The 25,792-nt window shown below is 61.2% G+C and carries 23 protein-coding genes; 12 read left to right on the top strand and 11 right to left on the bottom strand.

Translation table 11 applies throughout. The features are described 5' to 3' along the window. Nucleotides 1-110: 110 nt before the first annotated feature. The 3 genes from NKI63_RS02335 to NKI63_RS02325 form a co-directional block, all read right to left on the bottom strand. Complete coding sequence (locus NKI63_RS02335) at nucleotides 111-587, bottom strand: Lrp/AsnC family transcriptional regulator (protein ID WP_023718597.1); 477 nt, start codon at nucleotides 585-587, stop codon at nucleotides 111-113. A 10-nt stretch (nucleotides 588-597) separates the two neighbouring features. Continuing rightward, nucleotides 598-1,671: a tartrate dehydrogenase gene (locus tag NKI63_RS02330; protein WP_352507721.1), complete on the bottom strand. Its 1,074-nt coding sequence runs from the start codon at nucleotides 1,669-1,671 to the stop codon at nucleotides 598-600. 82 nt (nucleotides 1,672-1,753) lie between these two features. Further along, a complete protein-coding gene (locus NKI63_RS02325; RefSeq protein ID WP_352507722.1) occupies nucleotides 1,754-3,079 on the bottom strand; it encodes an NAD(P)/FAD-dependent oxidoreductase in 1,326 nt (441 codons plus the stop codon). 157 nt (nucleotides 3,080-3,236) lie between these two features. On the opposite strand from NKI63_RS02325, the gene NKI63_RS02320 reads away from it, so the two are divergent. The 6 genes from NKI63_RS02320 to NKI63_RS02295 all read left to right on the top strand — a co-directional run bounded on the left by NKI63_RS02320 (nucleotide 3,237) and on the right by NKI63_RS02295 (nucleotide 10,512). Beyond that, nucleotides 3,237-3,425 carry a hypothetical protein gene (locus tag NKI63_RS02320; RefSeq protein ID WP_352507723.1) on the top strand — a complete coding sequence of 63 codons (189 nt, stop codon included), beginning with the start codon at nucleotides 3,237-3,239 and terminating at the stop codon, nucleotides 3,423-3,425. Between the two features lie 432 nt (nucleotides 3,426-3,857). Continuing rightward, nucleotides 3,858-5,522 carry an ABC transporter ATP-binding protein gene (locus NKI63_RS02315; RefSeq protein WP_352752786.1) on the top strand — a complete coding sequence of 555 codons (1,665 nt, stop codon included), beginning with the start codon at nucleotides 3,858-3,860 and terminating at the stop codon, nucleotides 5,520-5,522. Between the two features lie 23 nt (nucleotides 5,523-5,545). After that, nucleotides 5,546-7,216, top strand: coding sequence for a peptide ABC transporter substrate-binding protein (locus tag NKI63_RS02310; RefSeq protein WP_352478671.1), 1,671 nt, complete (start codon nucleotides 5,546-5,548; stop codon nucleotides 7,214-7,216). An 82-nt stretch (nucleotides 7,217-7,298) separates the two neighbouring features. Next, a complete protein-coding gene (locus tag NKI63_RS02305; protein ID WP_352777392.1) occupies nucleotides 7,299-8,249 on the top strand; it encodes an ABC transporter permease in 951 nt (316 codons plus the stop codon). 31 nt (nucleotides 8,250-8,280) lie between these two features. Continuing rightward, nucleotides 8,281-9,159 carry an ABC transporter permease gene (locus tag NKI63_RS02300; protein ID WP_352777394.1) on the top strand — a complete coding sequence of 293 codons (879 nt, stop codon included), beginning with the start codon at nucleotides 8,281-8,283 and terminating at the stop codon, nucleotides 9,157-9,159. Between the two features lie 102 nt (nucleotides 9,160-9,261). Further along, the gene (locus tag NKI63_RS02295) at nucleotides 9,262-10,512 is read left to right on the top strand and encodes an NAD(P)/FAD-dependent oxidoreductase (protein WP_502900457.1); all 1,251 of its coding nucleotides are present in this window, start codon (nucleotides 9,262-9,264) and stop codon (nucleotides 10,510-10,512) included. Nucleotides 10,513-10,655: 143 nt separating this feature from the next. On the opposite strand, the gene NKI63_RS02290 is transcribed toward NKI63_RS02295, so the two are convergent. Further along, nucleotides 10,656-11,594: an ornithine cyclodeaminase family protein gene (locus NKI63_RS02290; RefSeq protein WP_352820386.1), complete on the bottom strand. Its 939-nt coding sequence runs from the start codon at nucleotides 11,592-11,594 to the stop codon at nucleotides 10,656-10,658. 54 nt (nucleotides 11,595-11,648) lie between these two features. On the opposite strand from NKI63_RS02290, the gene NKI63_RS02285 reads away from it, so the two are divergent. The 6 genes from NKI63_RS02285 to fghA all read left to right on the top strand — a co-directional run bounded on the left by NKI63_RS02285 (nucleotide 11,649) and on the right by fghA (nucleotide 18,385). Continuing rightward, nucleotides 11,649-12,686, top strand: coding sequence for a GNAT family N-acetyltransferase (locus tag NKI63_RS02285; protein ID WP_352820384.1), 1,038 nt, complete (start codon nucleotides 11,649-11,651; stop codon nucleotides 12,684-12,686). An 11-nt stretch (nucleotides 12,687-12,697) separates the two neighbouring features. Next, nucleotides 12,698-13,876, top strand: a complete 1,179-nt coding sequence (locus NKI63_RS02280) for an alanine racemase (RefSeq protein ID WP_352507730.1) — start codon at nucleotides 12,698-12,700, stop codon at nucleotides 13,874-13,876. A 56-nt stretch (nucleotides 13,877-13,932) separates the two neighbouring features. After that, entirely contained in the window at nucleotides 13,933-15,207 is a 1,275-nt protein-coding gene (locus NKI63_RS02275; RefSeq protein ID WP_352507731.1) for an NAD(P)/FAD-dependent oxidoreductase, read from the top strand. Then, a complete protein-coding gene (locus NKI63_RS02270) occupies nucleotides 15,204-16,658 on the top strand; it encodes an aldehyde dehydrogenase family protein (RefSeq protein ID WP_352820383.1) in 1,455 nt (484 codons plus the stop codon). The genes NKI63_RS02275 and NKI63_RS02270 overlap by 4 nt, the downstream gene beginning before the upstream one ends. A 286-nt stretch (nucleotides 16,659-16,944) precedes the next feature. Next, nucleotides 16,945-17,163, top strand: a complete 219-nt coding sequence (locus NKI63_RS02265) for a hypothetical protein (protein ID WP_254819794.1) — start codon at nucleotides 16,945-16,947, stop codon at nucleotides 17,161-17,163. Nucleotides 17,164-17,533: 370 nt separating this feature from the next. Then, a complete protein-coding gene (fghA, locus tag NKI63_RS02260; protein WP_352820381.1) occupies nucleotides 17,534-18,385 on the top strand; it encodes an S-formylglutathione hydrolase in 852 nt (283 codons plus the stop codon). Between the two features lie 22 nt (nucleotides 18,386-18,407). Here the strand turns inward: fghA and pqqE are convergent, their stop codons facing one another. The 7 genes from pqqE to NKI63_RS02225 all read right to left on the bottom strand — a co-directional run bounded on the left by pqqE (nucleotide 18,408) and on the right by NKI63_RS02225 (nucleotide 25,420). Beyond that, complete coding sequence (gene pqqE / locus NKI63_RS02255; protein ID WP_352820379.1) at nucleotides 18,408-19,529, bottom strand: pyrroloquinoline quinone biosynthesis protein PqqE; 1,122 nt, start codon at nucleotides 19,527-19,529, stop codon at nucleotides 18,408-18,410. Beyond that, nucleotides 19,526-19,822: a pyrroloquinoline quinone biosynthesis peptide chaperone PqqD gene (pqqD, locus tag NKI63_RS02250; RefSeq protein ID WP_352739106.1), complete on the bottom strand. Its 297-nt coding sequence runs from the start codon at nucleotides 19,820-19,822 to the stop codon at nucleotides 19,526-19,528. Before pqqD ends, pqqE begins: the two co-directional genes overlap by 4 nt. After that, entirely contained in the window at nucleotides 19,819-20,574 is a 756-nt protein-coding gene (gene pqqC, locus NKI63_RS02245) for a pyrroloquinoline-quinone synthase PqqC (RefSeq protein ID WP_352820377.1), read from the bottom strand. Before pqqC ends, pqqD begins: the two co-directional genes overlap by 4 nt. Continuing rightward, entirely contained in the window at nucleotides 20,571-21,509 is a 939-nt protein-coding gene (pqqB, locus tag NKI63_RS02240) for a pyrroloquinoline quinone biosynthesis protein PqqB (RefSeq protein ID WP_352820375.1), read from the bottom strand. Before pqqB ends, pqqC begins: the two co-directional genes overlap by 4 nt. 426 nt (nucleotides 21,510-21,935) lie before the next feature. Next, nucleotides 21,936-22,838, bottom strand: coding sequence for a substrate-binding domain-containing protein (locus tag NKI63_RS02235; protein WP_352820373.1), 903 nt, complete (start codon nucleotides 22,836-22,838; stop codon nucleotides 21,936-21,938). A 1-nt stretch (nucleotide 22,839) separates the two neighbouring features. Beyond that, the gene (locus NKI63_RS02230) at nucleotides 22,840-23,364 is read right to left on the bottom strand and encodes a c-type cytochrome, methanol metabolism-related (RefSeq protein ID WP_352622911.1); all 525 of its coding nucleotides are present in this window, start codon (nucleotides 23,362-23,364) and stop codon (nucleotides 22,840-22,842) included. A 154-nt stretch (nucleotides 23,365-23,518) separates the two neighbouring features. Next, the gene (locus NKI63_RS02225) at nucleotides 23,519-25,420 is read right to left on the bottom strand and encodes a methanol/ethanol family PQQ-dependent dehydrogenase (RefSeq protein ID WP_352808177.1); all 1,902 of its coding nucleotides are present in this window, start codon (nucleotides 25,418-25,420) and stop codon (nucleotides 23,519-23,521) included. Nucleotides 25,421-25,792 lie beyond the last annotated feature (372 nt).

Below are 25,792 nucleotides of genomic sequence, written 5' to 3'. Positions count from 1 at the left end.
AGCAAGTTGCCGGTATGTGGAATCTCTTGCCGTTGCACAAGCGCAGCGAAAACAGCAAGAAGGAGCGCTGGCGCGCGGCTCTCCAGATCCGAGACTGCGGAGCTGCATTCTCATTTGTCGAAAATGATGTCGAGAGGCAAATGGGATTTCACGATCGGTGACTTCAGCACGACGAAGCTGAAATATTTGTCGATTCCGATATCCAATTCGATCATGCGCTCCATTATCGTCTGGTACTCGCTGATGCCCGCTGTGACGAACTTCACAAGATAGTCGTAACCGCCTGAAACCAGATGGCATTCGATGACCGAATCGACTTTCTGAATTGCGGTGAGAAATCTCGCGAAGTCGTTCTGTTGATGGTGCTTGAGCGTGACTTCGGTGAAGATCGTTAGAGTCTGTCCGAGCTTGGACACATCGATCTGGGCGGAATAGCCGGTGATGAAGCCTTCCGCCTGAAGCTTCTTCACCCGCATCAGGCAAGGGCTCGGCGAAAGGTTGACAAGGTCGGCAAGCTCGACATTCGTGACTCGCCCGTTCTTTTGCAGTTGGGATAAGATCTTGATGTCGATCTTGTCGAGCTTCATTGGAAACCTGTCACATGTTCGAACCGCGGATCGCTCGGCAGACGGCGTCCGTCACTTCCTGCGTGGTCGCTGTCCCTCCCACGTCCGGCGTCAGCACGCCTTCACTCGTCACCGTTTCCACAGCGCTCATCAACCGCACGGCCGCTGCGCTCTCGCCCAGATGTTCGAGCATCTGGGCAGCGGTCCAGAAGGTGGCGACCGGGTTGGCAATACCCTTGCCGGCGATGTCGAATGCCGAGCCGTGAATTGGCTCGAACATCGAGGGATAGCGACGCTCGGGATCAATGTTGGCGGTCGGTGCAACGCCGAGACTGCCCGCGAGCGCGCCTGCAAGGTCCGACAATATGTCGGCGTGAAGATTGGTGGCGACGATCGTATCGAGGCTCCGAGGTTTCAACGTCATACGCACTGTCATAGCATCGACTAGCATCTTGTCCCACGCGACGTCAGGGAACTCTTGCGCCACCTCGGCTGCGATTTCGTCCCACATTACCATCCCGTGACGCTGAGCGTTGGATTTCGTAACCACGGTCAGGAGCTTTCGCGGCCGTGACTGCGCCAGCCGGAATGCATAGCGCATGATGCGGGTGACGCCGACGCGCGTGAAGATCGCGACCTCGGTTCCGACCTCCTCGGGGAGGCCGCGATGGGCGCGGCCGCCGTGGCCCGAATACTCGCCCTCGGAATTCTCCCGCACGATCACCCAATCCAGATCGCCAGGGCCAACACCCGCCAGAGGCGAAACAATCCCGGGCAATATTCTTGTTGGCCGCACGTTCGCGTATTGATCAAAGCCTTGGCAAATCGGCAGCCGGAGGCCCCAGAGCGTGATATTGTCGGGCAAGTCGGGAGCGCCTACCGCGCCAAAGAAGATGGCGTCGAAGCGCTTCAGTTGCGCCACGCCATCTTCGGGCATCATCCGACCATGGGCCTTGTAGTAATCCGAGCCCCAGTCGAAGTGCTGGACGCGCAGCTTGAAGTCGCCGCAGCGTTGCTGCAGCGCCTCAAGCGCCTGGAGACCTGCGGCAATGACCTCTGGCCCGATCCCGTCGGCAGGAATGGCGGCAATCTCATATTCGCGCATCGTCAGTTCCCTGTTTTTGGTGCTGGCCGCATCGTGCCTCAATCTCGTGTGCGACCGATTGTACCTTGGCAAGACGGTCTTCTCAGAATTCAGCGACCTTGCCCCACGCAGCGGTCTTCAGACGCTCGGGCCTATAAGGACGCGGATCGACAATAGGCTCGCTGCCTGCGATGATGTCGGCGATCATATGCCCCGCACCGGGGCCAATCCCGAAGCCGTGACCGCTGAATCCCGCCGCCAGGATGAAGCCCGGAATCCCCTCCACTTCGCCGACTGCGGGAATGCCGTCGGGTGTACTGTCGATATAACCCGCCCACACATCGGAGATCGCCACCCGTTGGAGTTCGGGGATCAATTCGCAGGCTCTCCGATATGTCAGCCGAATCTGCCCCATGTCGGGCTTCGGGTCGAGAATCCGGTTCCGTTCCATTGGCGTGATGTCGTCGAGGGTCCATTTGCGCAGGCTTTCGTGGCCCTGACGCCAGCCCTCGAAGGCGCCCGGGGCGAGATTGCGCCAGCGGCGGGCGAACATAGGTACAAACTCGCGGCTGAACCTGAACTGTTGCGGCGTTGGATCGACACGCGCCCGCCCGCTGATCGCCAGCGTGTATCCACCGTTGCTGCGCCGCGTCAGAGAGATGCGAGCGGTATGCAGGGCATCTGGCAGACCGTTTGCGCCTGGCGCCACGGCCAGAATGGACTGACGCACGGCAGCTTGCGGAAAACGCACACCGAGCTGGTTGCAGAAGGAAGACGCCCACGCGCCCCCGGCCATGACCACGGTCTTTGTCCGGATGCTACCCGCTTCGGTCACGACAGCGCTCACCCGGCCGGCGCTCAATTCCAGCCCGCGCGCCGCGCAGTGCTGATGTACGGTGCCTCCCGCCGCCATGATGCCGCGCGCTGCAACCGGCACTGCCTTGGAAGGGTCCGCCGTTCCGTCGGTTGGCGAGAACACGCCACCTTTCCATTTGCGGCGCGTCGCTCTGCCCCGTTCGGTGGCTTCTTCCGCGCTCAGCATGTGCGTGGTGACGCCGACCGTTCTCGCAAAATCGCGCCACTTCGCCCAGCCTGCCAGCTCATTTTCGTCTTGTGAGAGATAGAGGAGCCCGCAGCGGCGAAAGCCGGTGTCTTGGCCGGTCTCCTGTGCTACCTTCTCCCAGAGGTCGAGGCTCTTGGTCGCCATCGGCAGCTCACGCGCATCGCGGTTCTGCTGGCGGCACCAACCCCAGTTGCGGCTGGACTGCTCGGCCGCGATACGCCCCTTCTCGACCAGGGCGACCTTGAGGCCGCGGCGCGCCAGATAGTAAGCGCTGAACACGCCCACCACCCCGCCGCCGATGACGACGACGTCCGCCTCGCGAGGGAGGGAAGGGCTGCAGTCGATGTGCATGAGCGGCGCGGGCATGGATGGGACTCCGGTAATTTGAACCATCCTAACCTGCCGCCCGCAGAGGCAGACTGCGGAGTTTGTGCCTGGACGGAATTTCCTGCGTTTAGCAGCCCCCAGGACAGGCAATTATTGCGCTAAGAGCTCGCTGCGTGGGCAAGCTGAAGTACATTTCATGCAGTCGCGTCATCTGCGGCATGGGCGGCATACGGCGCAGTCGTCGACCTTGATCGGCAGCGCCTTGGCCGACATTGCGATGGGCCGCACGGTCACCAATCCGTTTGGGCGCCATGGCCCGCAAATGGTGTCGATGTACACCGGAAATCTTTGGTCCTATCCCTCATGGCCACGTATTGCCGAATAAAGGATATGGTTGCCTGATCCCGGTTTCCGCGCCGAAACGGGAACAGAGTGAAATGCCGAACTGGATGTTCTTTTCAGAAGTTCCTGCCGCGCGAGGGCCAAGTTTCGAAGACTCTGCGGAAACAGAACAGTCAGACTGGCTGCAAGAACGGAGCAACCCTTCCTTTTGGCAGGCAGGCTCCAGAGGACATTCGACAGGCAAGGCTTGCTCCTTCGGAGAGTTCTCCAAGAAAAAGGGAACAGAGTCCGGTACACGGATCGGATTTCATAAGGGAGCCGCTAGGATGAGCAGAACCCGTCTCTCGCAGCCTCAGCGCGCGAAGCGTCGAGAAGGCGGGACTACGGCCGCTAGGGTGAGGCGCTTCTGCTCAAAGGGCGATGATGCGGTCCGCAACAGGGTGGACGCGCTCGGTTGAAAGGGGAGGTGATCTCGATGATCGCAAGCATCCAGGCTGTAGCCCCCCACGATGTGGCGCTTTCGGTGCGCGACCTCACAGTGAATTTGCCGCAAGGCATGGAACGGACCCATGCTGTCAAGGACATTTCCTTCGATCTGAAACGCGGCCAGATCCTTTGCATCATAGGCGAGTCCGGATCGGGTAAGTCGGTGACGGCGAACGCGATCATGGGGCTTCTGCCGAAGGTGATCCGCCTCTCATCGGGTGTCATCCAGCTGGAAGGGATGAACATCGTTGGCATGTCGCCAGACAAGCTGCGCAACCTGCGTGGACGGGTCGTGTCGATGATCTTTCAGGACCCGCTCTCGGCGCTCAATCCCCTGATGACGGTGGGCGCGCAGATTGACGAGGTCATGGCCGCGCACGGCTTCGGCACGCCACAAACCTGTCGCAACCGCGCAATCGAACTGCTCACTGAAGTAGGCCTGCCAGATCCCGAACTCATGTATTATCAGTACCCGTTCCGGCTTTCGGGCGGGCAGCGGCAGCGCGTCATGATCGCCATGGCCTTGGCGCTCGAGCCGACGGTGCTGATTGCGGATGAGCCGACCACCGCGCTCGACGTCACCACCCAGGCTCAGATCCTGCAACTGATCCGTGACATTCAGCGGCGCAAGGGCATGAGCGTGATGTTCATCACCCATGATTTCGGCGTGGTGGCCGAGATCGCCGACAGCGTCGTGGTGATGGAAAAGGGTCATGTCGTCGAACAAGGCAGCGCCGAGCAGGTGTTGAAGTCGCCCAAGCACCCTTATACCCAGCGCCTGATTGCAGCCGTACCGCATTTGACCGGCGAAGATCGCCCCCGTCCGGACGCTGCCAGCAAGGAGCCGATCCTGAAGGTTGAGGGTCTGGTGAAGACCTATCGCGGTGGCAGCGCGCTGTTCGGCGCGCAACGGACTGTGACAGCGGTCAACGAGGTTTCGTTCGAACTGGCGCCCGGCCGCACGCTTGGGGTCGTAGGCGAGAGCGGTTCGGGGAAATCGTCGCTGGGCCGGCTGCTGATCAAGCTGCTGGACAGTGACGGCGGCGGGATCTTGTTTGAGGGCTGTGACATAGCCAAGCTTTCCGAAGCGAAGTTCCGCCCGCTTCGACCGCGGATCCAGATGATCTTCCAGGATCCCTTCGCTTCTCTGAACCCACGCTCGACGGTCGGTCACATCATGACGGTAGGCCCGCTGGCGCACGGGATGCCTTATGTCCAAGCGCGCGATGAAGCGCGTGCGCTTCTGGCCCATGTCGGTCTCGATGCCGGCGCTTTTGGCCGCTACCCGCACGAGTTCTCGGGTGGGCAACGCCAGCGCATCGGCATCGCTCGTGCGCTGATGTTCAAGCCGAAGCTGTTGATTGCCGACGAGGCGGTCTCCGCACTCGACGTGTCGATCCAGGCGCAGATCCTGCAGCTTCTGGACAAGATCCAGCGCGAGACGGGCGTGTCGATGGTCTTCATCACGCACGACCTGCGCGTCGCCAGCCAGATCTGCGACGAAATCGCAGTGATGCAGACGGGCCGGATCGTCGAGCGCGGACCGCCCTCACAAATATTCCTGAACCCGCAAGCAGCCTACACGCGCCAACTGGTAGCGGCGATTCCAGGAGAGCGGCCGGGCAATGCCGGTCCAGTAGCAGCAAACGCATAAGAAATAACAAGAGAGGAACTACCATGACCAAAAATTCATCGACTACGTCCAACTACTCGAGGCGCGAAGCGCTGCGACTGATGGCGATAGGTGGGGCTGCAGGCCTCATCGCGCCCAATCTGTTGGGCAAGCCCGCCTTCGCCAAGACCCCTCCTGCAGGGCCGGCCGGGCGCGTCGTCGTCGGCCTCTCCCAAGAGCCGACCGTGTTCAATCCGCTGATGGCGCATATCGAGGTCGATGACGCGATCCATTTCTCGGTTTTCGACGCGCTGGTCCGCATGGATCCCCAAGGCGGCCTACATCCAAACCTCGCGGCCGAGGTGCCAAGCCAAAAGAACGGCGGCATTTCGGAGGACGGTCTCAACTGGCGCGTCCGGTTGCGTGACAATGCCCGCTGGCACGACGGTGAGCCCTTCACGGCCGAAGACGTGAAATTCACCCTTGAGCTCATCACGAACCCGAAGTTTCGGGCTTGGCGCACGAGCGGCCATTCGCTCGTGCAGGACATCACAGTGGTTTCGCCCACCGAGATCACATGGCGGATGAAGGAGGCCTTCGCGCCCTATCTTTCGTTCTTGGCCGAAACCTTCATCGTGCCGAAGCACATTCTGGGGAAAGAAGCCGATCCGAACACAGCCGCGTTCAATCAGGCGCCGGTCGGCACCGGAGCATTCAAATGGGGCCAGCGTGTTGCGGGCGATCATATCGAGCTCGTCGCCAATCCTGAGTACGCCGGCGAAGGTCCCTATGTCGAGCAGCTCATCTTCAAATACATCCCCGACATGACCGTGCTCTACACTCAGTTCAAGAGCGGCGACGTGGACCTGGTCGATCAGTCGTTCATCACCGCCGACCATTATACTGAAGCCCGCGAACTACCGGACCGCGTGGTGACACTGGAGACAGGGGCATCCCTGGAGTCGATCTACCTCAATTTGGGCCGCCCGCAGTTCAAGGACCTGGCAGTGCGCCAGGCGCTCTACGCCGCGTTGGACAGGAAGGCGATTGTCGACACGATCTATTACGGCGTGGGTACCCTCACCGAGACCTTCATGCCGAAGGAGTCCTACTACTATGACCCGAACCTGCCGGTTCAGGAGTTCAATCTGGACCGGGCGCGCCAAATCCTCGATGAGGCCGGGTGGGTGCCGGGACCGGATGGAATCCGCGCCAAGGATGGGGTGCGACTGTCCTTCTCCAACTCGACAACTTCCGGCAACAACCTGCGGGAGCAGACGCAGCAGTTCCTGCAGCAGACGTTTGCCGAGATCGGCGTCGAGATGACGATCTCGAATTTGCCGGCTGCAGTCATGTGGGGCGAGTTCTGGCTGAAATCGCAATTCGACACCGCCATGGTGGGCGTCACCTATCTGATTGCCGCGGACCCCGACGCCACAAACCGGCTCCATACGAAGGCAATCGCCGCTCAAGGCGGACACGGTTCGAACACCGGGCAATATTCCAATCCTGAGGTCGATGCCCTGCTCGAAAAGGGTGCTCGCAGCTTCGATCCGGAAGAACGGCGCGCGATCTATAATCGTGTGCAGGAAGTCGTGCGCCACGATCTGCCCTTCCTGCCGCTGTTCGCGTACACAATCGTCCTCGGGCGCAAGAAGGGGCTGGACGGCTTCGAGCCCAACGCCAACACCCGCACCGCGTCGTGGAATGCCGCCGCCTGGAAGTGGAAGGCCTAGACGCAGTTGCCGCCGCCCAGCCCGATTCCGCCGCGGCGGCGGCAACAGACTAAAATCATCAACCCACAATGGAGGGACTCGAATGCGCGGCTTCCTGCTCAATCGCCTCTTGCAGAGCCTGGTGCTGCTTGTGATCGTTTCGATCATCGGCTTCGGCATTCTGAACCTCCTTCCCGGCGGCCCGCTGGCCCAATTCGGGCTTGATCCCGGAATGACCCAGCAGGATATCGAGCGTCTCAAGGGGCTGCTGGGCCTCGATCGCCCTATATGGATCCAATATCTGGACTGGGCATGGCGGCTGCTGCGGGGCGACTGGGGTCACTCCTTCCGCGACGGAGCGCCGGTCTTGGAGGTCATCGGCAGCCATCTCTTTGCCACGCTGCTGCTGATGGGTTCCTCAACCGTGATTGCAATCTCCATTGGCGCCTGGATTGGAATCCGAGGCGCCACGCGCCGCTACTCGCTGTTCGACTATGTCGCAACCGTCGGGGCCATGGTCGCATTGTCGGTCCCCACCTTCTGGTTCGGACTCGTCGGCATCTACGTCTTTTCCCTGAAGCTGGGCTGGCTGCCCGCGGGCAATATGTCCGAGATCGGCGATGCCTCGATCCTGGGCTATCTCCACCATCTGATCCTGCCAAGTATCGTGCTGTCGCTGGTCCATGTCGCGATCTGGAGCCGCTACATGCGGACGGCGACTCTCGACGCCATTAGCCAGGACTTCGTCAAGACGGCCCGGGCCAAAGGGTTGAGTGAACGCCGGATTCTGATGAAGCATGTCGTCGGCAACGCACTTTTGCCGATGATTACCTTGGCCGGGGTGCAGCTTCCCAGCGTCCTCACCGGCGCGCTCGTGACCGAAACCGTCTTTACCTGGCCAGGAATGGGACGGTTGTTCCTCGATAGCCTTGGTTACAGCGACTATCCGGTTGTGATGGGGCTGCTGATGTTCTCCGCCATCCTCGTTCTGCTTGGAAACCTGATCGCCGACATTGTCGTCGCTATTGTCGATCCGCGCATTCGCCTGGCGTGAGCGCGCAACTTCCCGACAGGAGACAGCCGATATGACCGCTCTCACCGCAAATGCAGCTCCAAGCCGATGGAGTAACAAGCGCGCGGCACGTCGTTTCATGCGTCATCGCTTGGCCCTGCTTGGGTTGGCGATGATCATCTTCCTGAGCCTCGCTTGCGTCCTCGGCCCCCATCTCCTGCCTTATGACTCACTGTATATCGATCTGCGGGCCCGCTTTGCCCCTCCGCTGACGGGCTACCACTTTCTAGGTACCGATCCGCTTGGCCGCGACGTGGCGGCAAGGCTTTTGATGGCGGGACGAATCTCGCTGCTGGTGGGTTTCTTTGCCATGGTTTTGTCGACGCTCATCGGCACGCTGGTCGGCGTAATTGCCGGCTATCGCGGGGGCTGGGTCGGGGCCACGCTGATGCGCACGGTCGATGGTTTCCTGTCATTCCCATCGATCTTTCTGCTGCTGGCGCTGGCTGCCGCACTGAAGCCCAGTCCTGTGATGATCACCGTCATTATCGCCCTCACCAGTTGGATGGAGGTTGCCCGCATAGTCGAAGCGGAAGTCCGCTCCTTACGCGAACGCGAGTTCGTCCTGGCCGGGCGAATGCTGGGATTGAGTGGCACCCACATCATGTTTCGCGAGATACTGCCCAACGCCATGGGGCCGATTATCGTTGCTTCCACCTTGACGGTCGCGCGCGCCATTCTCATGGAAGCCTACATCAGTTTCCTCGGCTACGGGATCCAGCCGCCACTGCCCAGCTGGGGCAACATGCTCAATGGCGCCCAGCAATATCTGGGCAGCGCACCCTGGCTGGCAATCATTCCCGGAGCTGCAATCACGATCGCGGTAACCAGTTTCAACTTCATCGGTGACGGGCTGCGTGATGCGCTCGACGTCCGAGACGACCACATCTGAAGTTTCACCGACCGTAGATCACCCCAGCGAGAAGTCAGCCCCGTGCAAGAGCCTCATATCGCCGACAAGAACACGCCCTACTGGTGGGAAGCAGCGCCCGTCATGCCGCTGCCGCGGCAGCCCCTCGCAAAGAAGCTTGACGTGGCAATCGTCGGCGCCGGTTATGCCGGTCTTTCGGCCGGGCTTTTGCTGGCGCGCGAAGGACGCTCGGTCGCAGCTTTTGATGCAATGAATCCGGGCGAGGGTGCTTCCACCCGCAACGGCGGGATTACGAGCGCGAGCATCCGGCCCGACTATGCCACGATCACCCGGCGCTTCGGGGAAGAGAAAGCCATGGCGATCGAGGCCGAGGGAAAGGTCGCACGCGAATTCCTCTACGACTTCATCAAGACCGAAGGGCTCGACTGCGACTTCCGACTGGTTGGCCAATTCAAGGGCGCTTTCGGATATGAACAGTATGAGAAGATGGCGCGCGGCGCCGAGACGCTGGCGAAGAAACTGGGGATCGAGTCCTACGCGGTTCCGCATGCCGAGCAGCGAAATTATATCGGCACCGACTTCTACCGCGGCGGAACCGTTCGGATGGACATTGGCGGGCTGCACCCCGCAAAATTCCATGCTGAGCTCCTGCGGGTGGCGCTCGCATCCGGGTTGACGGTCCATTCGCATACAGTGGTCAAGTCGATCGAGAGGAACGGTTCGGGGTTCCGCGTCGCGACTTCGGCGGGGACGGTGGACGCACGGCAGGTTCTGGTCTGTACCAACGGCTATACCGACGGCGCTGCTCCCTTCCTGCGCCGCCGCCTGGTTCCGGTCCGCAGCCGGATCATCGTCACCGAGGAACTTGCGCCCGATGTCATGGCGCAACTGATGCCGAAGCTGATGACGGTCACCGAGAACCGGCAACTCGGTTTCTATTATCGTCCCTCGCCCGACGGAAAACGTATCCTGCTGGGGGGCCGTGACAGTTCCCGCGTCGGCGATCCGGCGGCGCCGAAACTTCTCCTTCGCAAGGGCCTGGTGAACCTTTTCCCGGAGTTGGAGAACGTGCGCCTTTCGCATTGCTGGTTCGGCAATGTGGCGATGAACCGAGACATGCTGCCCCGCATCTTCGAGACGGACGGCGTGGTCTATGCAACGGGCTTCTGCGGTTCGGGCGTGGTCTGGGCGCCATGGATTGGCATGCGTGCGGCCCACAAGTTGATGGGGCATGGCGAGCAGTCGCGCACTGCGTTCGACTTTCGACCGCCTTCGGCCGTCCCCCTCTATCGTGGCAATCCGTGGTTCATGCCGGCGATTATCCAGGGCTATCGGTTGCAGGACCGCCTCGCCTTCTGGCGCGCCAGACGCTAGTCGCCGACATCGGGGGCGATCCGTGGTTCATGCGGGCAACTCTTTGGCGCGCCCGCCGCTGATACGACTGCAGGATCGCGCGCGGCCACCTTGTTGCCGTGTCGAAAAATCTGTCGGGACTGGGGCCTTGGTGCGAAAACTGATCAGCGGTGGGACGCCTTTGCGCGGATCAGCGCGTCGGCCATGTAGAGGTCCTGCAGGGAGATGCCGGAACTGTCGAAGACGGTGATCTCATTGTCGAAGTGGCGTCCGAGCGCACGCCTTTCAATAACGTCGCCGATTGGTGTTACCGCAAGCACGCCGGCGTCGATTTCGTCGCGCACGTGTTGGAACTCGCCGATCTGGACGGACTGGGAAAGCAGATCACAAAACAGACGTGCCTTGGGAAACAATTCGCTCGGCAATTCGCGTTTGCCCGGAGCATCCGACCCGATGCTGACGATATGGGTTCCGGGTCCCACCCAAGCGGCATCGAACAGCGGTTCGCGTGCGGGTGTCGCCGTCACCACGATGTCGGCCGTGCGCACGGCTTCTTCCGGCAAGGCAGCGCGCGCCTTCAGTCCCCTTTCGCCGATCTGATCGACAAAAGCGTCGCGCCGCGGCGAAGGCCGGGCCACGACCAGCAATGTTTCGATTGGGCGGATGCGTGCCAGCGCCATCACTTCGAAGCTCGCCTGGTTGCCGGCCCCGAAGATCGCCAGAACCTTGGCTTGCTTGCGCGCAAGAAGATCGGCCGCAACCGCGTCGGCGGCGGCCGTCCTGTAGGCGTTGACCTTCCCGGCCTCGACTACGGCACCGAGCCGACCTGTATGCTGATCGAGCAGCACGATGGTCGAGTTGTGGCGGGGAAGGCCACGTGCCGGGTTGCCCGACCAGAAGGAGCCAATTTTCACGCCGGTCAGCTCGCCCGACGAACCGGATTTGATTGAGAAGGTATTGGTCACCTCCTGTGTGCGCCCGAGAACAGCCGGAAAGACCCAGCTCTGCCGCGATGCTGCCGCCACGAGAGCCTCGCGCGCCGCCTCGAAAGCAAGTTCATGCGTGACGAGGGCGGCTGACTCCTCTTCGCTGATGTAGATCATCCAAAATTCCTCCTGGGCATCGCCGATCGGGCAACCACGAAGCGGCGATTCAAGGTGCCAGGTATTCCTCGCCCGATTTGCACGATTTGGCATGCCGAGGAACTGCATAAAACGAATAATACCGCTGATTTGAAGGCACAAAACAGCAGCGAAATCTGTCCGCCGGGCGCGACCCTAAGATCCGACGTCAATCCGACTCTGGATCAACTGACAGCGTTGCACCTTATGGCCTTTGAGCATGACAGAGATATCGTCAGCGCCCCGATCGAGCTGATGGAATTGGAAACCCGCCATTTGCCGGGCGCACTGAAGCTGTCGCAGGAGATGGCCTGGCCCTACCGTCAGGAGGATTGGGAATTTGCCCTGATGGTCGGCAATGGCCTGGTCCTTGAGCGGGCAGGACAGGTGATTGGCACGGCCATGTCCTGGAATTACGGACAGTCCTATACCTCGGTCGGGATGATCATAGTTACTGGCTCCGCGCAAGGCGGTGGCAACGGGGCCCGGCTCTTTGATGGGTTGCTCGAGGCGACACACGGTCGCAACCTGCTGCTCAACTCAACCGAAGAGGGGCTGGCGCTCTACAAGCGACGCGGCTTCACTGCCTGGGGCACGGTGCTCCAGCACCAGGGCTCGCTGGCTGTCGCCGTGACGCGGAGTACCAGCGACGACATCCGTCAAGCGACAGCCTCTGACCTAGCGGCGATCCAGGCCTTCGACGAACGGGCCACGGGCATGCCCCGGCTGGCGATGGTGGCTGCGCTCGCCGATGTGGGCAACGCATTGGTCATCGAGCGTAGGGGACGGATTGCAGGCTACGCTGTCGCGAGGAGGTTTGGCCGCGGCTATGTCGTCGGCCCTTGTGCAGCCGAGAGCGACCACGACGCGCGGCTTCTGATCCTGGCCCAGCTTTCGAAGCTTCACAATCAATTCGTTCGCATCGACGTCTATGCCGAGGATGGATTGGGCGACTGGCTTGCGAGCCTTGGCCTGCAGCGGTCCGGCACTGCGACCGCCATGGTCAAAGGACAACGACCCGTCGCCGAGGGGCCAGCCCATATGTATGCGTTGGCAAACCAGTCGTTCACTTAGGAAACGAGATTATGAACAAGGTGGCCGCAAACCTGGCAGTGAGCGAGACGGCTAGGACGATCGACGCCTTGGTCACGCCGGCGCTGCTTCTCGACCGTGGGCGGCTCGGACGCAACATTCAGCGCTTGGCTGAGCGCGCCAGGAAGCTTGGCGTGGTGCTGCGCCCGCATATGAAGACGGCCAAGAGCATCGATGTCGCCCGATACCCGCTTCACCGCGAACCCGGACCGATCACGGTCTCGACCATCGCCGAGGCGGAGTATTTCGCGGGCCATGGCTTTCGAGACATGACCTATGCGGTCGGCATCTCGCCGGCCTCGGCCAAGCGGGCCATGGAGCTTTGTCGCCGCACCGGCGCTGGTGTGAAGCTGTTGCTCGATTCGGTCGAGCAGGCCGATGCCCTAGCCAGCGTCCGCGAAGCCACCGGTATGACCCCATCTGTTTTCATCGAACTGGACTGCGATGACCATCGCGGTGGCTTGAGGCCGGACGACCCGAAGTTGCTCGACGTGGCCGGCAGTGTCGTCGCGGCCAGTGCCAAACTCGTCGGCGTTCTCGCCCATGCAGGCGAATCCTATGGCTTGAACACGCCCGATGCGCTGGTCAAGGCAGGCGAGAACGAGCGTTCAGCCACGGTGCGCGCCGCTGAAATCCTGCGCGCCCATGGCCATGCCTGCCCGATCGTCAGCGTCGGCTCGACGCCGACAGCGCATTTCGCCAGCAATCTTGAGGGGGTCACGGAGCTGCGCGCCGGGGTCTACATGTTCTTCGACCTGGTCCAGCACGGCGTTGGGGTGTGCGAACTCGACGACATCGCGATTTCCGTATTGGCCACGGTGATCGGGTCCAAGCCGGAAAAGGGATGGGTGCTGGTCGACGCTGGATGGATGGCGCTTTCGCGCGACCGGGGAACCGCAAACCAGCAGATCGACCAGGGTTACGGCGTGGTCTGCGACGAAAAGGGGCGGGTGCTTGAAGATGTGATCGTGGCCCAGGCCAGCCAGGAACACGGTATCCTCGCCATTCGCGCCGGTTCTGGAAAGTCCATGCCCGAGCTGCCGCTCGGGACTCGGGTCCGGATTCTGCCCAACCATGCGTGTGCGACGGCCGCCCAGCATGATTTCTACAGCGTCGTCAACGGGGCCAGCCCCAAGATTGAAGCACGTTGGGAGCGGATGCGCGGCTGGTAGGCGCGCGACTAGGCTCGGATGTCGCCCCACTCAAATCAACACCGGTGGTCAAGAAAATGAAGTTTACCTCTTACTGGCTGGATACGTCTCAGCCGTTCAATGAAGGGTCGTCCAAACCGCTCGAAGGCCACTACGACGTGGCCATTGTGGGCGGCGGCTTGACCGGCTCCTCCGCCGCGCTGGCCCTTGCCAAAAAGGGCGCCCGGGTTGCCCTGTTGGAGGCCGAAACGATCGGCAATGCCGCGTCCGGCCGCAATGGCGGCATGTGCAACAACGGCTTTGCCCAGAACTATGCAATCATGGCTGGCAAGCACGGCAAGCCTGCCGCAAATGCGCTCTACAAGGCTTTCGACGCCGGCGTCGATATGGTCGAGCGGTTGGTGCAGGAAGAGAAGATCGACTGCAGCTTCTCCCGCGTCGGCAAGCTCAAGCTTGCCGCCAAGCCCGAGCACTACGACATGCTGGCGCGCAGCCAGGAACTACTGGCTGCCAATGTCGATCCCGACACCAGGATGATCGCGCGCGAGGACCTGCGAACCGAAGTCAGCACCAACCGCTACCATGGCGGGCTGCTCTTTCCCAAGAGCGCGGCCATGCATGTCGGCCGGTTCGTCCGGGGCCTCGCGACCGCCGCTGCCCGGCGTGGCGCAGAGGTCCATGAACGCTCGCCCGTCACTGCGATGCGAAAGGTTTCAGGCGGGCATGAGGTAACGACGCCAAAGGGCAAGATCGTCGCGCGGCAGGTCCTGTTGGCAAGCGGCATTTCCCAGGTTGGCCCGCTCGGCTGGATCCGCCGGCGCATGATCCCGGTCGGCGCATTTCTGATCGTGACCGAGCCGCTGTCGCCTTCGCAACTCGAGCGCCTCATGCCGACCCGTCGCAATGTCGTCGACACGCGCAATCTCGTTGTCTACTGGCGGCTCACGCCGGACAATCGCCTTCTGTTCGGCGGGAGGGCGCGCTTTGCCGTGTCCAACCCTCAATCCGACGAAAAAAGCGGCCGGATACTCAAGGCGGCGATGGTCGAGGTCTTTCCGGAACTGGCCGGCACCCGCATCGACTACTGCTGGGGCGGCATGGTCGATATGACCCGCGATCGTCTGCCGCGCGCCGGAGAGCGCGATGGCATCTATTACTCGATGGGCTATAGCGGACACGGGACCCAGATGTCGACGTTGATGGGCACCATCATGGCCGACGTCATGGACGGGCGCCCCGAGCTCAATCCCTGGAAGGATTTCGACTGGCCAGCGATCCCCGGTTATTTCGGGCGCCCCTGGTTCCTGCCGATTGTTGGCGCCTATTACCGCATGAAGGACCTTGTAGGGTGATGACGCCTCTCGAACACCTGGCCCGCAACGGCCACCTGGAGAAGTTCTTCATCGACGGTCAATGGGTTGAGCCGAGCGGCACCGCGACGGGCGTCGTCGTCAATCCCGCCACAGAAGAGGTTGTGAGCCAGTTTCCGCTTGGAAATGGCAAGGACGTTGACGCGGCCGTTGCAGCGGCCCGCCGGGCATTCGCCACCTGGAGTCGGACCACGCCAGAAGACCGCGCGGGTCTGCTCGATCGCCTGCAAGCGCTGCTCGAGGCGCGCGGCGAACTGCTGGCTCAATGCCTGAGCCTCGAAATGGGCGCGGCGATCGGCTATGCGCGCAGCGCCCAAGTGCCGCTGGCGATCACGCATGTTAAGGTCGCTCGCGATGTGCTGACAGACTTTCGCTTCGTCAAGCAACGGGGGCAAACCGCCGTCACCCACGAACCGATCGGTGTCTGCGCCCTGATCACGCCGTGGAACTGGCCACTTTACCAGATCACCGCCAAGGTTTCGCCGGCGCTCGCTGCAGGCTGCACGATCGTGCTGAAGCCGAGTGAGCTTTCTCCCTTGGACGCCCTGCTATTCACCGAGGCAATCGAGGAAGCCGGCTTCCCTGCCGGGGTTTTCAACCTCCTGCAAGGTGATGGTCCAGGCGTGGGTATGGGTCTCGCCTCCCATGCGGATGTCGACATGATCTCCATTACCGGGTCCACCCGCGCGGGCATTGCGGTGGCCCAGGCGGCAGCGACGACTGTCAAGCGTGTCGCGCAGGAGCTGGGCGGCAAGTCGCCGAACGTGATCCTGCCGGACGCAGATCTCGATCGCGCCGTTTCTCTGGGCGTAGCCGCCGCCTTCCGCAATCTCGGCCAGTCATGCAGTGCCCCGACGCGCATGATCGTGCCACGCCCGCGGCTCTCCGAGATCGAGGCAATCGCCAAAAGGGCCGCAGCCCAGATTGTCATTGGCGATCCTCTTTGCGAAGCCACTACTCATGGTGCAATCGCAAACCGTGCCCAATTCGACCGCATCCAAACCATGATCGGCGTCGGCATTTCTGAGGGCGCCAGGCTCCTCACCGGCGGACCGGGCCGTGCGCACGATCTGAGCGTCGGGTTCTATGTGAGGCCGACCATCTTTTCCGACGTGCGCACGACCATGCGCATTGCCCAGGACGAGGTCTTCGGGCCAGTTCTCTGCATCATCCCCTACGACACAGTCGAGGAGGCCGTCACCATCGCCAATGATACGGTCTACGGTCTGGGGGCTCATGTGCAGGGCCAGGATGTGGACGCCGTCAGGGACGTGGCCTCGCGGATCCGCTCCGGTCAGGTGCATCTCAACTACCCGGCCTGGGATCCGCACGCCCCGTTTGGCGGTTTCAAGCAGTCTGGAAACGGACGCGAATATGGGATCGAGGGCATGTTGGAGTATCTCGAGGTAAAATCCATCCTCGGCTATTTCTAGGCGACATCTTCGCCCAGCGCAGGGGGCGCCCGTGGGCCGAGCCGAGCTCCTGGACCGGGCTCGCGTACGTACCTGGCAATTTGACATGGCTCTGCAGCGCGCTAGCCATCTGCTGAGAAACCGGTCGAGGCCGCTAGCCAGGCTTGGTCGATCCCGAATGCCGTCGAAATTAGAGATGTCTGGCCGTAGCGGTCCAGCCGATCGAGTGTGTACGTTTTCGTACATCGAATTGGAACACAACCATGGATAGAGTATCATCCCTATGGGCAGCTATGGGGAGGGTTGGATGAGTAAGGTGCAGAGGGTCAGTCCGGTAGTAGAGCAGGCAATCGCCGCAGTCCTCAATAGGGAGGATCGTGGTGACACCATCTCGATCACAGCGACATTAAACGCAGCACGGCAAGCCGCCCCTTATCTGGTCGCATCCGACGAAGAGCTGACCGAGGCGATCGTCGAGGCAGCAACTGCCCTGGGCCTATCCGTGGCTTTCGACGCTCGGAAATAGCCGTCGGCTCACAGGGTGGCCAAGAGTCGGAAAGTTGGTGTCGTGCTTAGGAGCCCTCCTATGAGGAGGTAACTATCACCCGCAACACTTTCTTGCTCGGTCCCTGGTCACGCATGCTGCGAACCCACGCGATGACCCGTGCGTGCTCGTCCGCCATAGCCGCGTCGAACCTGCTGTCGCCGCTGAAAGCCACGGTGCATTTGCGCAGAGCTCGTCCTCCCGGAAGCATTGCTGAGGTACTGGGCAGTGGTGGCCATCCCGGCTCCGATCAAGAGCCCTGCGCGCCAGCCAGCCCACCAAGGTTGCCGCGACCGCCCACGACGTCGTAGAGGCTATGGTCGGCGGTCAAAAAATTGGCGGAGAAGAATATATGCCAGAGCACCTGAAACTCGTCTCGACTGCCAAGTCGCATGGCGGTGCCCAGCACGTTTACTCTCATCTGTCGACGAGCTGCTCGTGCGAAATGACGTTTGCCATTTTCGTGCCTCCCCAGGCGCGGGAAAGGCGTTGCCCCGTGGTGTGGTACCTCTCCGGACTCACCTGCACGCATGCGAATGTAATGGAAAAAGGCGAATACAGACGTATTGCCGCCGAACTTGGCTTCATCGTCGTGTGTCCCGACACCAGCCCGCGTGGTGCCGGCATTCCAGATGAAAAGGACAATTGGCAGTTCGGCACCGGCGCCGGTTTCTACCTCGACGCCACGCAAGAGCCGTATGCCAAGAACTATCGCATGTATTCCTATATCGTCGAGGAACTGCCAGCCGTAATCGGGCGCGAATTTCCCGCCGATATGGCGCGCCAGTCGATCTTCGGCCATTCGATGGGCGGGCATGGCGCGCTGACGATCGCACTGAAAAATCCCGCGCGTTTCAGAAGTTGCTCGGCCTTCGCGCCGATCGTGCAACCAAGCACAGCCGGCTGGTCGAAGCCGGCTTTCCAAAAATATCTCGGCCTGGATGAGGCCTCGTGGCGGCGCTACGATGCCACTTCGCTCATCGAGGATGGATACCATTTCCCGGAATTCCTGGTCGATCAGGGAACGTCAGACGGTTTCCTCAAGGAGGGCCTCAGGCCTTGGCTGTTCGAAGACGCGTGCTCCAAGGCAGGCATTCCGTTGAAATTGCGGATGCAGGATGACTACGATCACTCCTATTTTTTCATTTCGACATTCATGCAGGACCATATGACGTGGCATGCCGAACGGCTTTCACGAGGCTAGGGCCGTAGGAATAGGTCGGCAGTCAGGCCGGCTCGGTGACGACGCCGATACGCCGGTAGACGAACAGTTCGTCCTTCGAAGGAACCGTCGCAGCGCGCTGGGCTTCGTCGATCAGCATTGCCATGCGCGCATGGATCGGCGATTTCGCGCAAGCCGGGTCCGTCACGGCGGCATCGCCGGCGATTGCCATCGCCTGGCAGCGGCAGCCGCCCCAGTCGATCTCGCGCCGCTCACAGTTGCGGCAGGGCTCCTGCATCCAGTCCGTGCCTCGAAAGGCATTAAATGCCGGGGAATCGGTCCAGATCGCGGCCAGGCTGCGAGGTCCAAAACGCTCGAAGCTGAGCGACGGGATGGTCTGGGCGGCATGGCATGGCAGTACGGTGCCGTCTGGCGTCACCATAAAGGCGTCGCGCGCCCAGCCGCCCATGCACGGCTTGGGATAGATGGCGAAATAATCCGGCGTGACGAAATCGATGTTCATGATGCCGGTGAGCCGTTCGCGCGCCGCCGCAACGATCTCCGCCTGCCGATCGACGGCAGCACGCTCGGGCATCAGTTGATCGCGATTGGTCAGCGCCCAGCCGGCGTACTGCACGTTGGCTATCTCGAGACGCTCCGCATCCAGCGAAAGGGCCAGATCGATGAATTCCGGTACCTCCTCGATATTGTGGCGATGGATCGGCGCGTTGATGGTAAGCGGCAAGCCGGCCGCGCGGGCGCGGCGTGCCGTTTCCAGCTTCTTTTCGTGGCTGCCCCTGTGATTGCCGATGCGCTCGGTGGTCGCCGGCCGTGCGCCTTGAAAACTCAATTGCAGATGGTCGAGCCCGGCTTCGGCAAATGCCTCGATGCGGCCATCCGCAATGCCGACGCCGGCGGTGATCAGGTTGGTGTAGACACCGCGCGCCGAAAGCCCGGCGATCAATTGCTCAAGATCGCGACGCAGCGTCGGTTCACCGCCAGACAGATGCACCTGGAGAACGCCAAGATCGGCCGCCTGCAAGAACAAGTCGAGCCAGCTCTGCGTGTCGAGTTCGCGATTGGCCTTCAGCAATTCGAGCGGGTTGGAGCAATAGGGGCATTGCAGCGGGCAGCGATGCGTCAGTTCCGCCAGCATGCCGATCGGGGGGAGAGGGGGCTCGCTCATAGCTTCACCAGCAGCTTGTCCGACCATTCCTGCAGGAAGGCAATGACATCGGCCGCCACAGCCTCCTGTTCGGCATCATAATCTGCGGCAAGGCCGGCAATGATGTGGCCGACCGTGGACCGCCCATCGCAGCGGCGCAATATGTCGAGGCTGATGTCGTTTGGCCAAAACACCTTTTCAGGCGAAAGCACGGCGAACGCCTGGCGCACGGGGTCATACTGTATGCGCACGTGCTTCGGCAGCGATGGAACCGACTGCGGCGACACCATGGCTCTTTCGCGCAGTGCCATCATGGGGCCTCCGGACGGAAGGCGCCGGGCGGGATATTGCCCGGCTCGCCATAGGCGTGTTGAAGCGCGTCGAGCATGGCCCAGAGTATATCGCATTTGAACACGAGTGCATCGATCGCCCGCTGCTGGCGTTCCGCCGTGTCGGCCTGTTCGAGCACATAGGCAAGAGCGAAGTCGGCGTCGCGTGAGGCCTGTTCGGGCCGTCGGCTGAAATAGGTCAGCGTGTCCTCGGTGATATAATCGTACCTGGCCAGCATCGCGGGCACCCGCTCGCCGATGATGAGCGGCGAAAACATCTCGGTCAGCGACGACGCGACCGCCTCCAGCAGGGTCCGGTTCGTGCAAAAAGAGAGGTAAGCGCCAACCGCAAAACGTGTCGCCGGCAGGGCCAGCCTCTCGGTCTTCACCGCTTCGGCATCCAGACCGAGCGAGGTCGCCAGGTGCAACCAGCGCGCAATACCGCCGCTCCAGCCGTCCTTGCCGTCATGATCCTCGATGCGTTTGCGCCAGGCGGCGCGAAACGCCGGATCCTCGGCATGCGCGAGGATCATGGCATCCTTGCGCGGAATGACAGCCTGATAGCAATAGCGGTTCAGCGCCCAGGCCTGCATCTCGGTCCTCGACAACGCACCGCTGGTCATCCTGTGATGGAAAGGATGGCGGTTGTGATAGCGCTCGGCACCGACCTGCCGCAGCACGGCTTCGAGCTCTCTGGAGGACAGGCCGTTGCTGGCTGCGTCGTGGAAATCACTCAAAGTTCCATCTCCATCCCGTCGCGGGCCACTTCCCAGCCAGCCGCTGCGACTGCTGCATGCTCGGGAGAATTCTCGTCCAGAACAGGATTGGTGTTGTTGACGTGGACGAAGACACGACGGCCGATCCTCACATCGGCCAAGCCGGCGATCGACCCTGCGTCTCCCGACATTGCCAGATGCCCCATGCGCGCACCGGTCTTTTCGCCGACGCCGGCAGCAATCATCTCGTCGTCGGTGAAGACCGTGCCGTCGAACAGAAGGCATGCGGCATCGGCTAGACGCGTGCGCAGGGTCGCATCAATGCGGGCGCAGCCGGGGATGTAGAAGACGGAGCCGCGACTGCCGGCACCGGCGATACGGACGCCGATCGTGTCGCCGGCGTCAGAGCTGAAATTCGCATCCGGCTGACCTCTTTCTTCGAGATAGAGCGCTATCTTCCCAGGCACGGGAAAGCTCTCGACAGCCACGCCGGTGTCGTGGCCGTCTGCGTCGCAGATCGCCAGTTCTTGCGCCAGTGGCAAGATGCGTCGCGGCACGAGCGCCGGATCGAGGACATTGAAAATCGAATTCGCCTCCAGCGTCGCCAGAACCTGTGTCGTTGCATAGATAGCAAAAGGCTGCCGTTCACGCAGGCTGAGCAGGCCGGCGATATGATCGACATCGGCATTGGTCAGTACCACCGCGCGAATGGGCGTCGAGCGCAGCGGCGCATCGTGCGCGGGCTGCAATTCAGGCGTTGCCGCGATCTGCTGGCGAATGTCGGGTGACGCGTTGAACAGAACCCAGCCGAGCCCATCCGCCGACGCGGCGACACTTGATTGGGTTCGTGAATGCACGCCAGCCATCCCGGTGCGAGCCGCACGGCTCAGACGATAATTGCAGTTCCACTGCGGAAAGCCACCGCCGGCCGCCGATCCGATGATTCTCAAGCGCATGAAAACGCCCGCCCCGCGGCTTCTCTGACCACCAGCAGCCAATTTGCAGCCGCAAAAAACGTCCCGCTCGCTTTGCGTGCCTCAAGATCTTTCACGAAAACCCATGCGGCAAGGGGATGCGTGCCCCTGTTGCCAGGGACACGCACCTCTGCGGCCTACTTCTTGGGAGTAATCTCAGCAGGCAGATACCGCGAAATTTCAAAGCCCGCAGCAACCTGACACATCGTCGGTTTTGTCCAGCTCTTCTTCATAACATTTCTCCTCTTCTACCAGCCCAAAGGGGCCGATCCGGTGGTTAGCCAACCATTGCAGCGCACCGAAGCAATGGCTCGTCCATCACGTCTCAAATGGACAAATGAAACACAAGGTTTTGAAAGGCCGAAAAACAAAACGATCGAAAGTAGCCGTAATCTTTCTCTTCAATTTTCATCGCGCAGGTTTGTCCTCCTCCTCACCCATCCCGACTATTGCGTAAATCGGATTATCGTGCTCGTCGATCAGCGGCACATTATAACCCAGCAGGAGCTTGGTGATCTCCGCCTGGTTCTCCCTGATCACCCGGTTGAGCGTCCGCTTCCATTCCTGGTCGGACGGACGTACGCCCATGGTGATGCGGTAGGACATGCGCGAGCCTTTCTTTTCCTTCAGCAGCGGAACAATGGTGATGTCGGCTCCGAGTTCCCTGGCATAGTAACCTGCCATCGGCCCCCACAGGACCGCCGCGTCAATCTTGCCGGCCAGCATGTCCTTGATCATGACCTCCCCCATCGAAGGAGTGACGCGCGTATCCACCGTGAGTGGATAGATCTTGGCGGTCCGCAGAAGCTTGTTGGCGGCCATGTTGGCGGTTGGCGGCGTGCTTTCGACGACGCCGATTCTCTTGCCGGAAAGTTTCGGGTCTTCGATCGTCTCGATGCCTTCCATACCGTTGCCTTTGGAGTATACGAGCACATAGGCGGAGCGATAGTAGGCGTTGGTGTTCTGCACCAGTTCGTCGCCTTGGGCGTAGCCCATGATGATGTCGCATCGATTGGCCCCCAACGTGTTGCGCACAAAGCCGGTGACAGTGGGAAACCACGTGTAAGCGACTGATTTCCGCCCCGTCTTCTTGGCAACCAGTTCAGCCAGCTTGTTTTCGAAGCCTTGGCCGTTCTTGTCGGTAAAGGGCATATTCGAGGGATCGGCGCAGACGCGCAGAATGTCGGGATCCACCAGTTCGCCCGCAGCGCCAAGCCCGGCATTTTGCGCCAGAACGTTCGACGGCAGCAAGGCGAGCGCGCCGAGGATCGGCAGAACGACGCGCAGCTTCGATGCAGTGCAGCCGGTCATATCATCCACCCATGCAGGATGCTTCGGCATCCTTGGCTGCCTGAGCCTTGTTTTCGTGCTTGGGCGGCCTGCCGCGGGGCGCCGCGCCATCGGCGCGCGCGCGCAGATAGACGTAGAGATCGTCCAGGTAACAATAGACGTTCTTGTTGTCGCCAAAGGCAGGCATGACGTTTTCCTTGCCGCCGCCGACATTCTTGCGGCCCTCGGCGACGATCGAGAGGAACGTGGCGTAATCCATGGTTTTCAGACTATTGACCAAGGCAGGCGCATAGCTCGAACCTGTTGCGTCCTGTCCGTGGCAGACATGGCAATCGGAGTGATACCGACGGTACCCGCTGAAGGTGTACCAATCGACGGTTCCGTTTTCGATCTTGTAGGTCGGATTTCCGTCCGCATCTAAATATTTGCCCCCTTCTTGCTTCACCGCCTTGGCTTTTTCCATGCTGTCTTCGGCCCTTGCCAGACTTGAGCTGGCCAGAGGCAGCAGGACCAGAGCGAGAGCGGAAACTGCAATGCGAACGATCATTCAGACTCTTCCTTCATTTGCCAGGGACACTGGCTGCCGTCGTGCAGCGGCATTGATCGGTGTTTGGGTGCGCGGGTAATCGAGAGCCCGTTCCCGGCTTCCCGGTGACCCGGGCTCTCGTTTTCGAACCTAGCCGTAAGGCTCTTCCCGGTTATCAGTCCGGGAGGCCGAAGACGGTGAGCTGGCCGCCCAGCGTCGTATAGTCGGCGAGTGCCGCGTAACCGCCGACGGCACCCAGACCGGCGGTTCCAACCACTGCGGCCTGGTCGCCCTGCGCACGGCCCTGATCAACGGCGCCATGCCAGGCAGCGGCGTTATCGGGCGAAAGCAGCCCACCTGCCAGACCGATACCGGCCCACCCACCGACGCCGGACAGAACGGCGATGTACTGCTTGCCGTCATGCTCGTAGGTCGTGATGTTGCCGATGATGCCGGACGGGGTCTTGAACTTGTAGAGTTCCTTGCCGTCCTTATCGACCGCCTTGATGTAGCCTTCGAGGGTACCATAGAAGACGACGTCGCCATCTGTCGCCAATGCGCCCGACCACACCGAGAACTGCTCGGGCTTCGACCAGACGATCTCACCCTTGGCTGCATCCCAGGCAATGAAGTTGCCCATGTTGCCGTCACCGCCCGGCGCCGCATACATCGACACGGTGGCGCCCACATAGGGCTGACCGGCGGTATAGCTCACTTTGTAAGGCTCATAGTCCATGCAGACATGGTTGGTCGGCACGTAGAACAACCCGGTCTTCGGCGAGTAGGCGGCCGGCTGCTGGTCCTTGGTTCCAAGCGCGGCCGGGCAGATACCGGTCGAGTTGGTGTCTTCGCCGTTCTGCTGGGTCGAATACTTGGCGACGACCTGCGGGCGGCCGTACTGGTCGCTCTTGGGATCCATGTTGACTTCCGTCGCCCAGTTCACTGCCGGATCGTATTTTTTGGCGACGAGAAGTTCGCCGGTGGCGCGATCCATCGTGTAGGCAAAGCCGTTGCGGTCGAAATGCACCAGCACGTCGTGCTTGGCGCCGTTGACCTCCATGCCATCGACGAGAATCATCTCGTTGATGCCGTCATAGTCCCACTCGTCATGCGGGGTCATCTGGTAGAGCCATTTGGCAACACCGGTATCGGCGTCGCGAGCCATGATTGTCATGGACCAGCGATTGTCGCCTGGGCGCTGGACCGGGTTCCACGTCGAGGGATTGCCGGTGCCGTAATAGACCAGGTTCAGCTTGGGATCATAGGAATACCATCCCCATGTCGTGCCGCCGCCCGTCTTCCACTGTTCGCCTTCCCAGGTGTTGGTGCCGGAATCCTTTCCGACGGGCTTGCCGAGATGGGTCGTCTTCTCGGGATCGAGAAGGGTGTCTGCATCAGGACCTTCCGAATAGGCTTTCCAGGCAAGCTTGCCGTCTTTCAGATTGTAGGCGGCCAGCCAGCCGCGAACACCGAATTCAGCACCGGAGACGCCCACGAGCACCTTGTCCTTGATGACTACGGGTGCCGACGTGCCGGATTCGCCCTTTCCGCCGTCGGTCTGGTCGCCGTTCTTGACAGACCATACGACCTTGCCGGTCTTGGCGTCGAGCGCGACGACGGTGGTGTCGGCCTGGTTGAGAATGATCTTGCCGTCGCCATAGGCGACACCGCGATTGACCGTGTCGCAGCACATGATCGGAATGACGTTCGAGTCCTGCTTGGGCTCGTATTTCCACAGGATCTTGCCGTCGTTCTTGAGGTCGAGAGCATACACGTTGTTTGGGAAAGGCGTGTGGACATACATCACATCGCCGATGATCAGCGGCCCGCCTTCGTGACCGCGCAGCACGCCGGTGGAAAAGCTCCATTTGACCTGCAGGTTCTTTACATTGTCGGCAGTGATCTGGTTGAGTTTGGAATAGCGGGTGTTGGCGTAGTCGCCCGTCTGCATCGCCCAGTTCTTCGCATCCGATGCGAGCTTTGCAAGGTCTTCATTGGCCGAAGCCGTATAGGCAGCGCCTAGCGACAAAAAAGCCGCGGTCGTCAGTATGTAGGTAGTTTTCGCAAGTACACGCATCCGACATCCTCCCGAGGTTCACAGTGACGAATCGACCGTCAAGCCCACAAGGGGCCTGCCCAAGCGATTCATGTGGGGAAGTAATTTCCGGCAGCTGTCACGACCTACCCCGACAAGCAGAGGGCACGTTATTGCCCGCCCCACTTGGCCTTCGAAAGACTGCCACCGCTCCCTGACAATGGCGCTCTTGAAGCCGGAAACACGGAAAAAGCTATGTCATCGCTAAAGGCCAAGCAAGGAAAAACCCTGAGGTGATATTGCGGTGCAATATCTATTATGGTGCGTCGCAGTATAAAGACACAAACAAGAGAAGTATCCTGCGCGGAACTATTGAGAGAATGGCTGGCAGCGACGACATATATAATATCCATA

This window comes from Mesorhizobium sp. M0410, from assembly GCF_040321435.1.
Lineage (GTDB): Bacteria > Pseudomonadota > Alphaproteobacteria > Rhizobiales > Rhizobiaceae > Mesorhizobium.
This window is presented reverse-complemented; position numbering and strand designations above follow the sequence as displayed.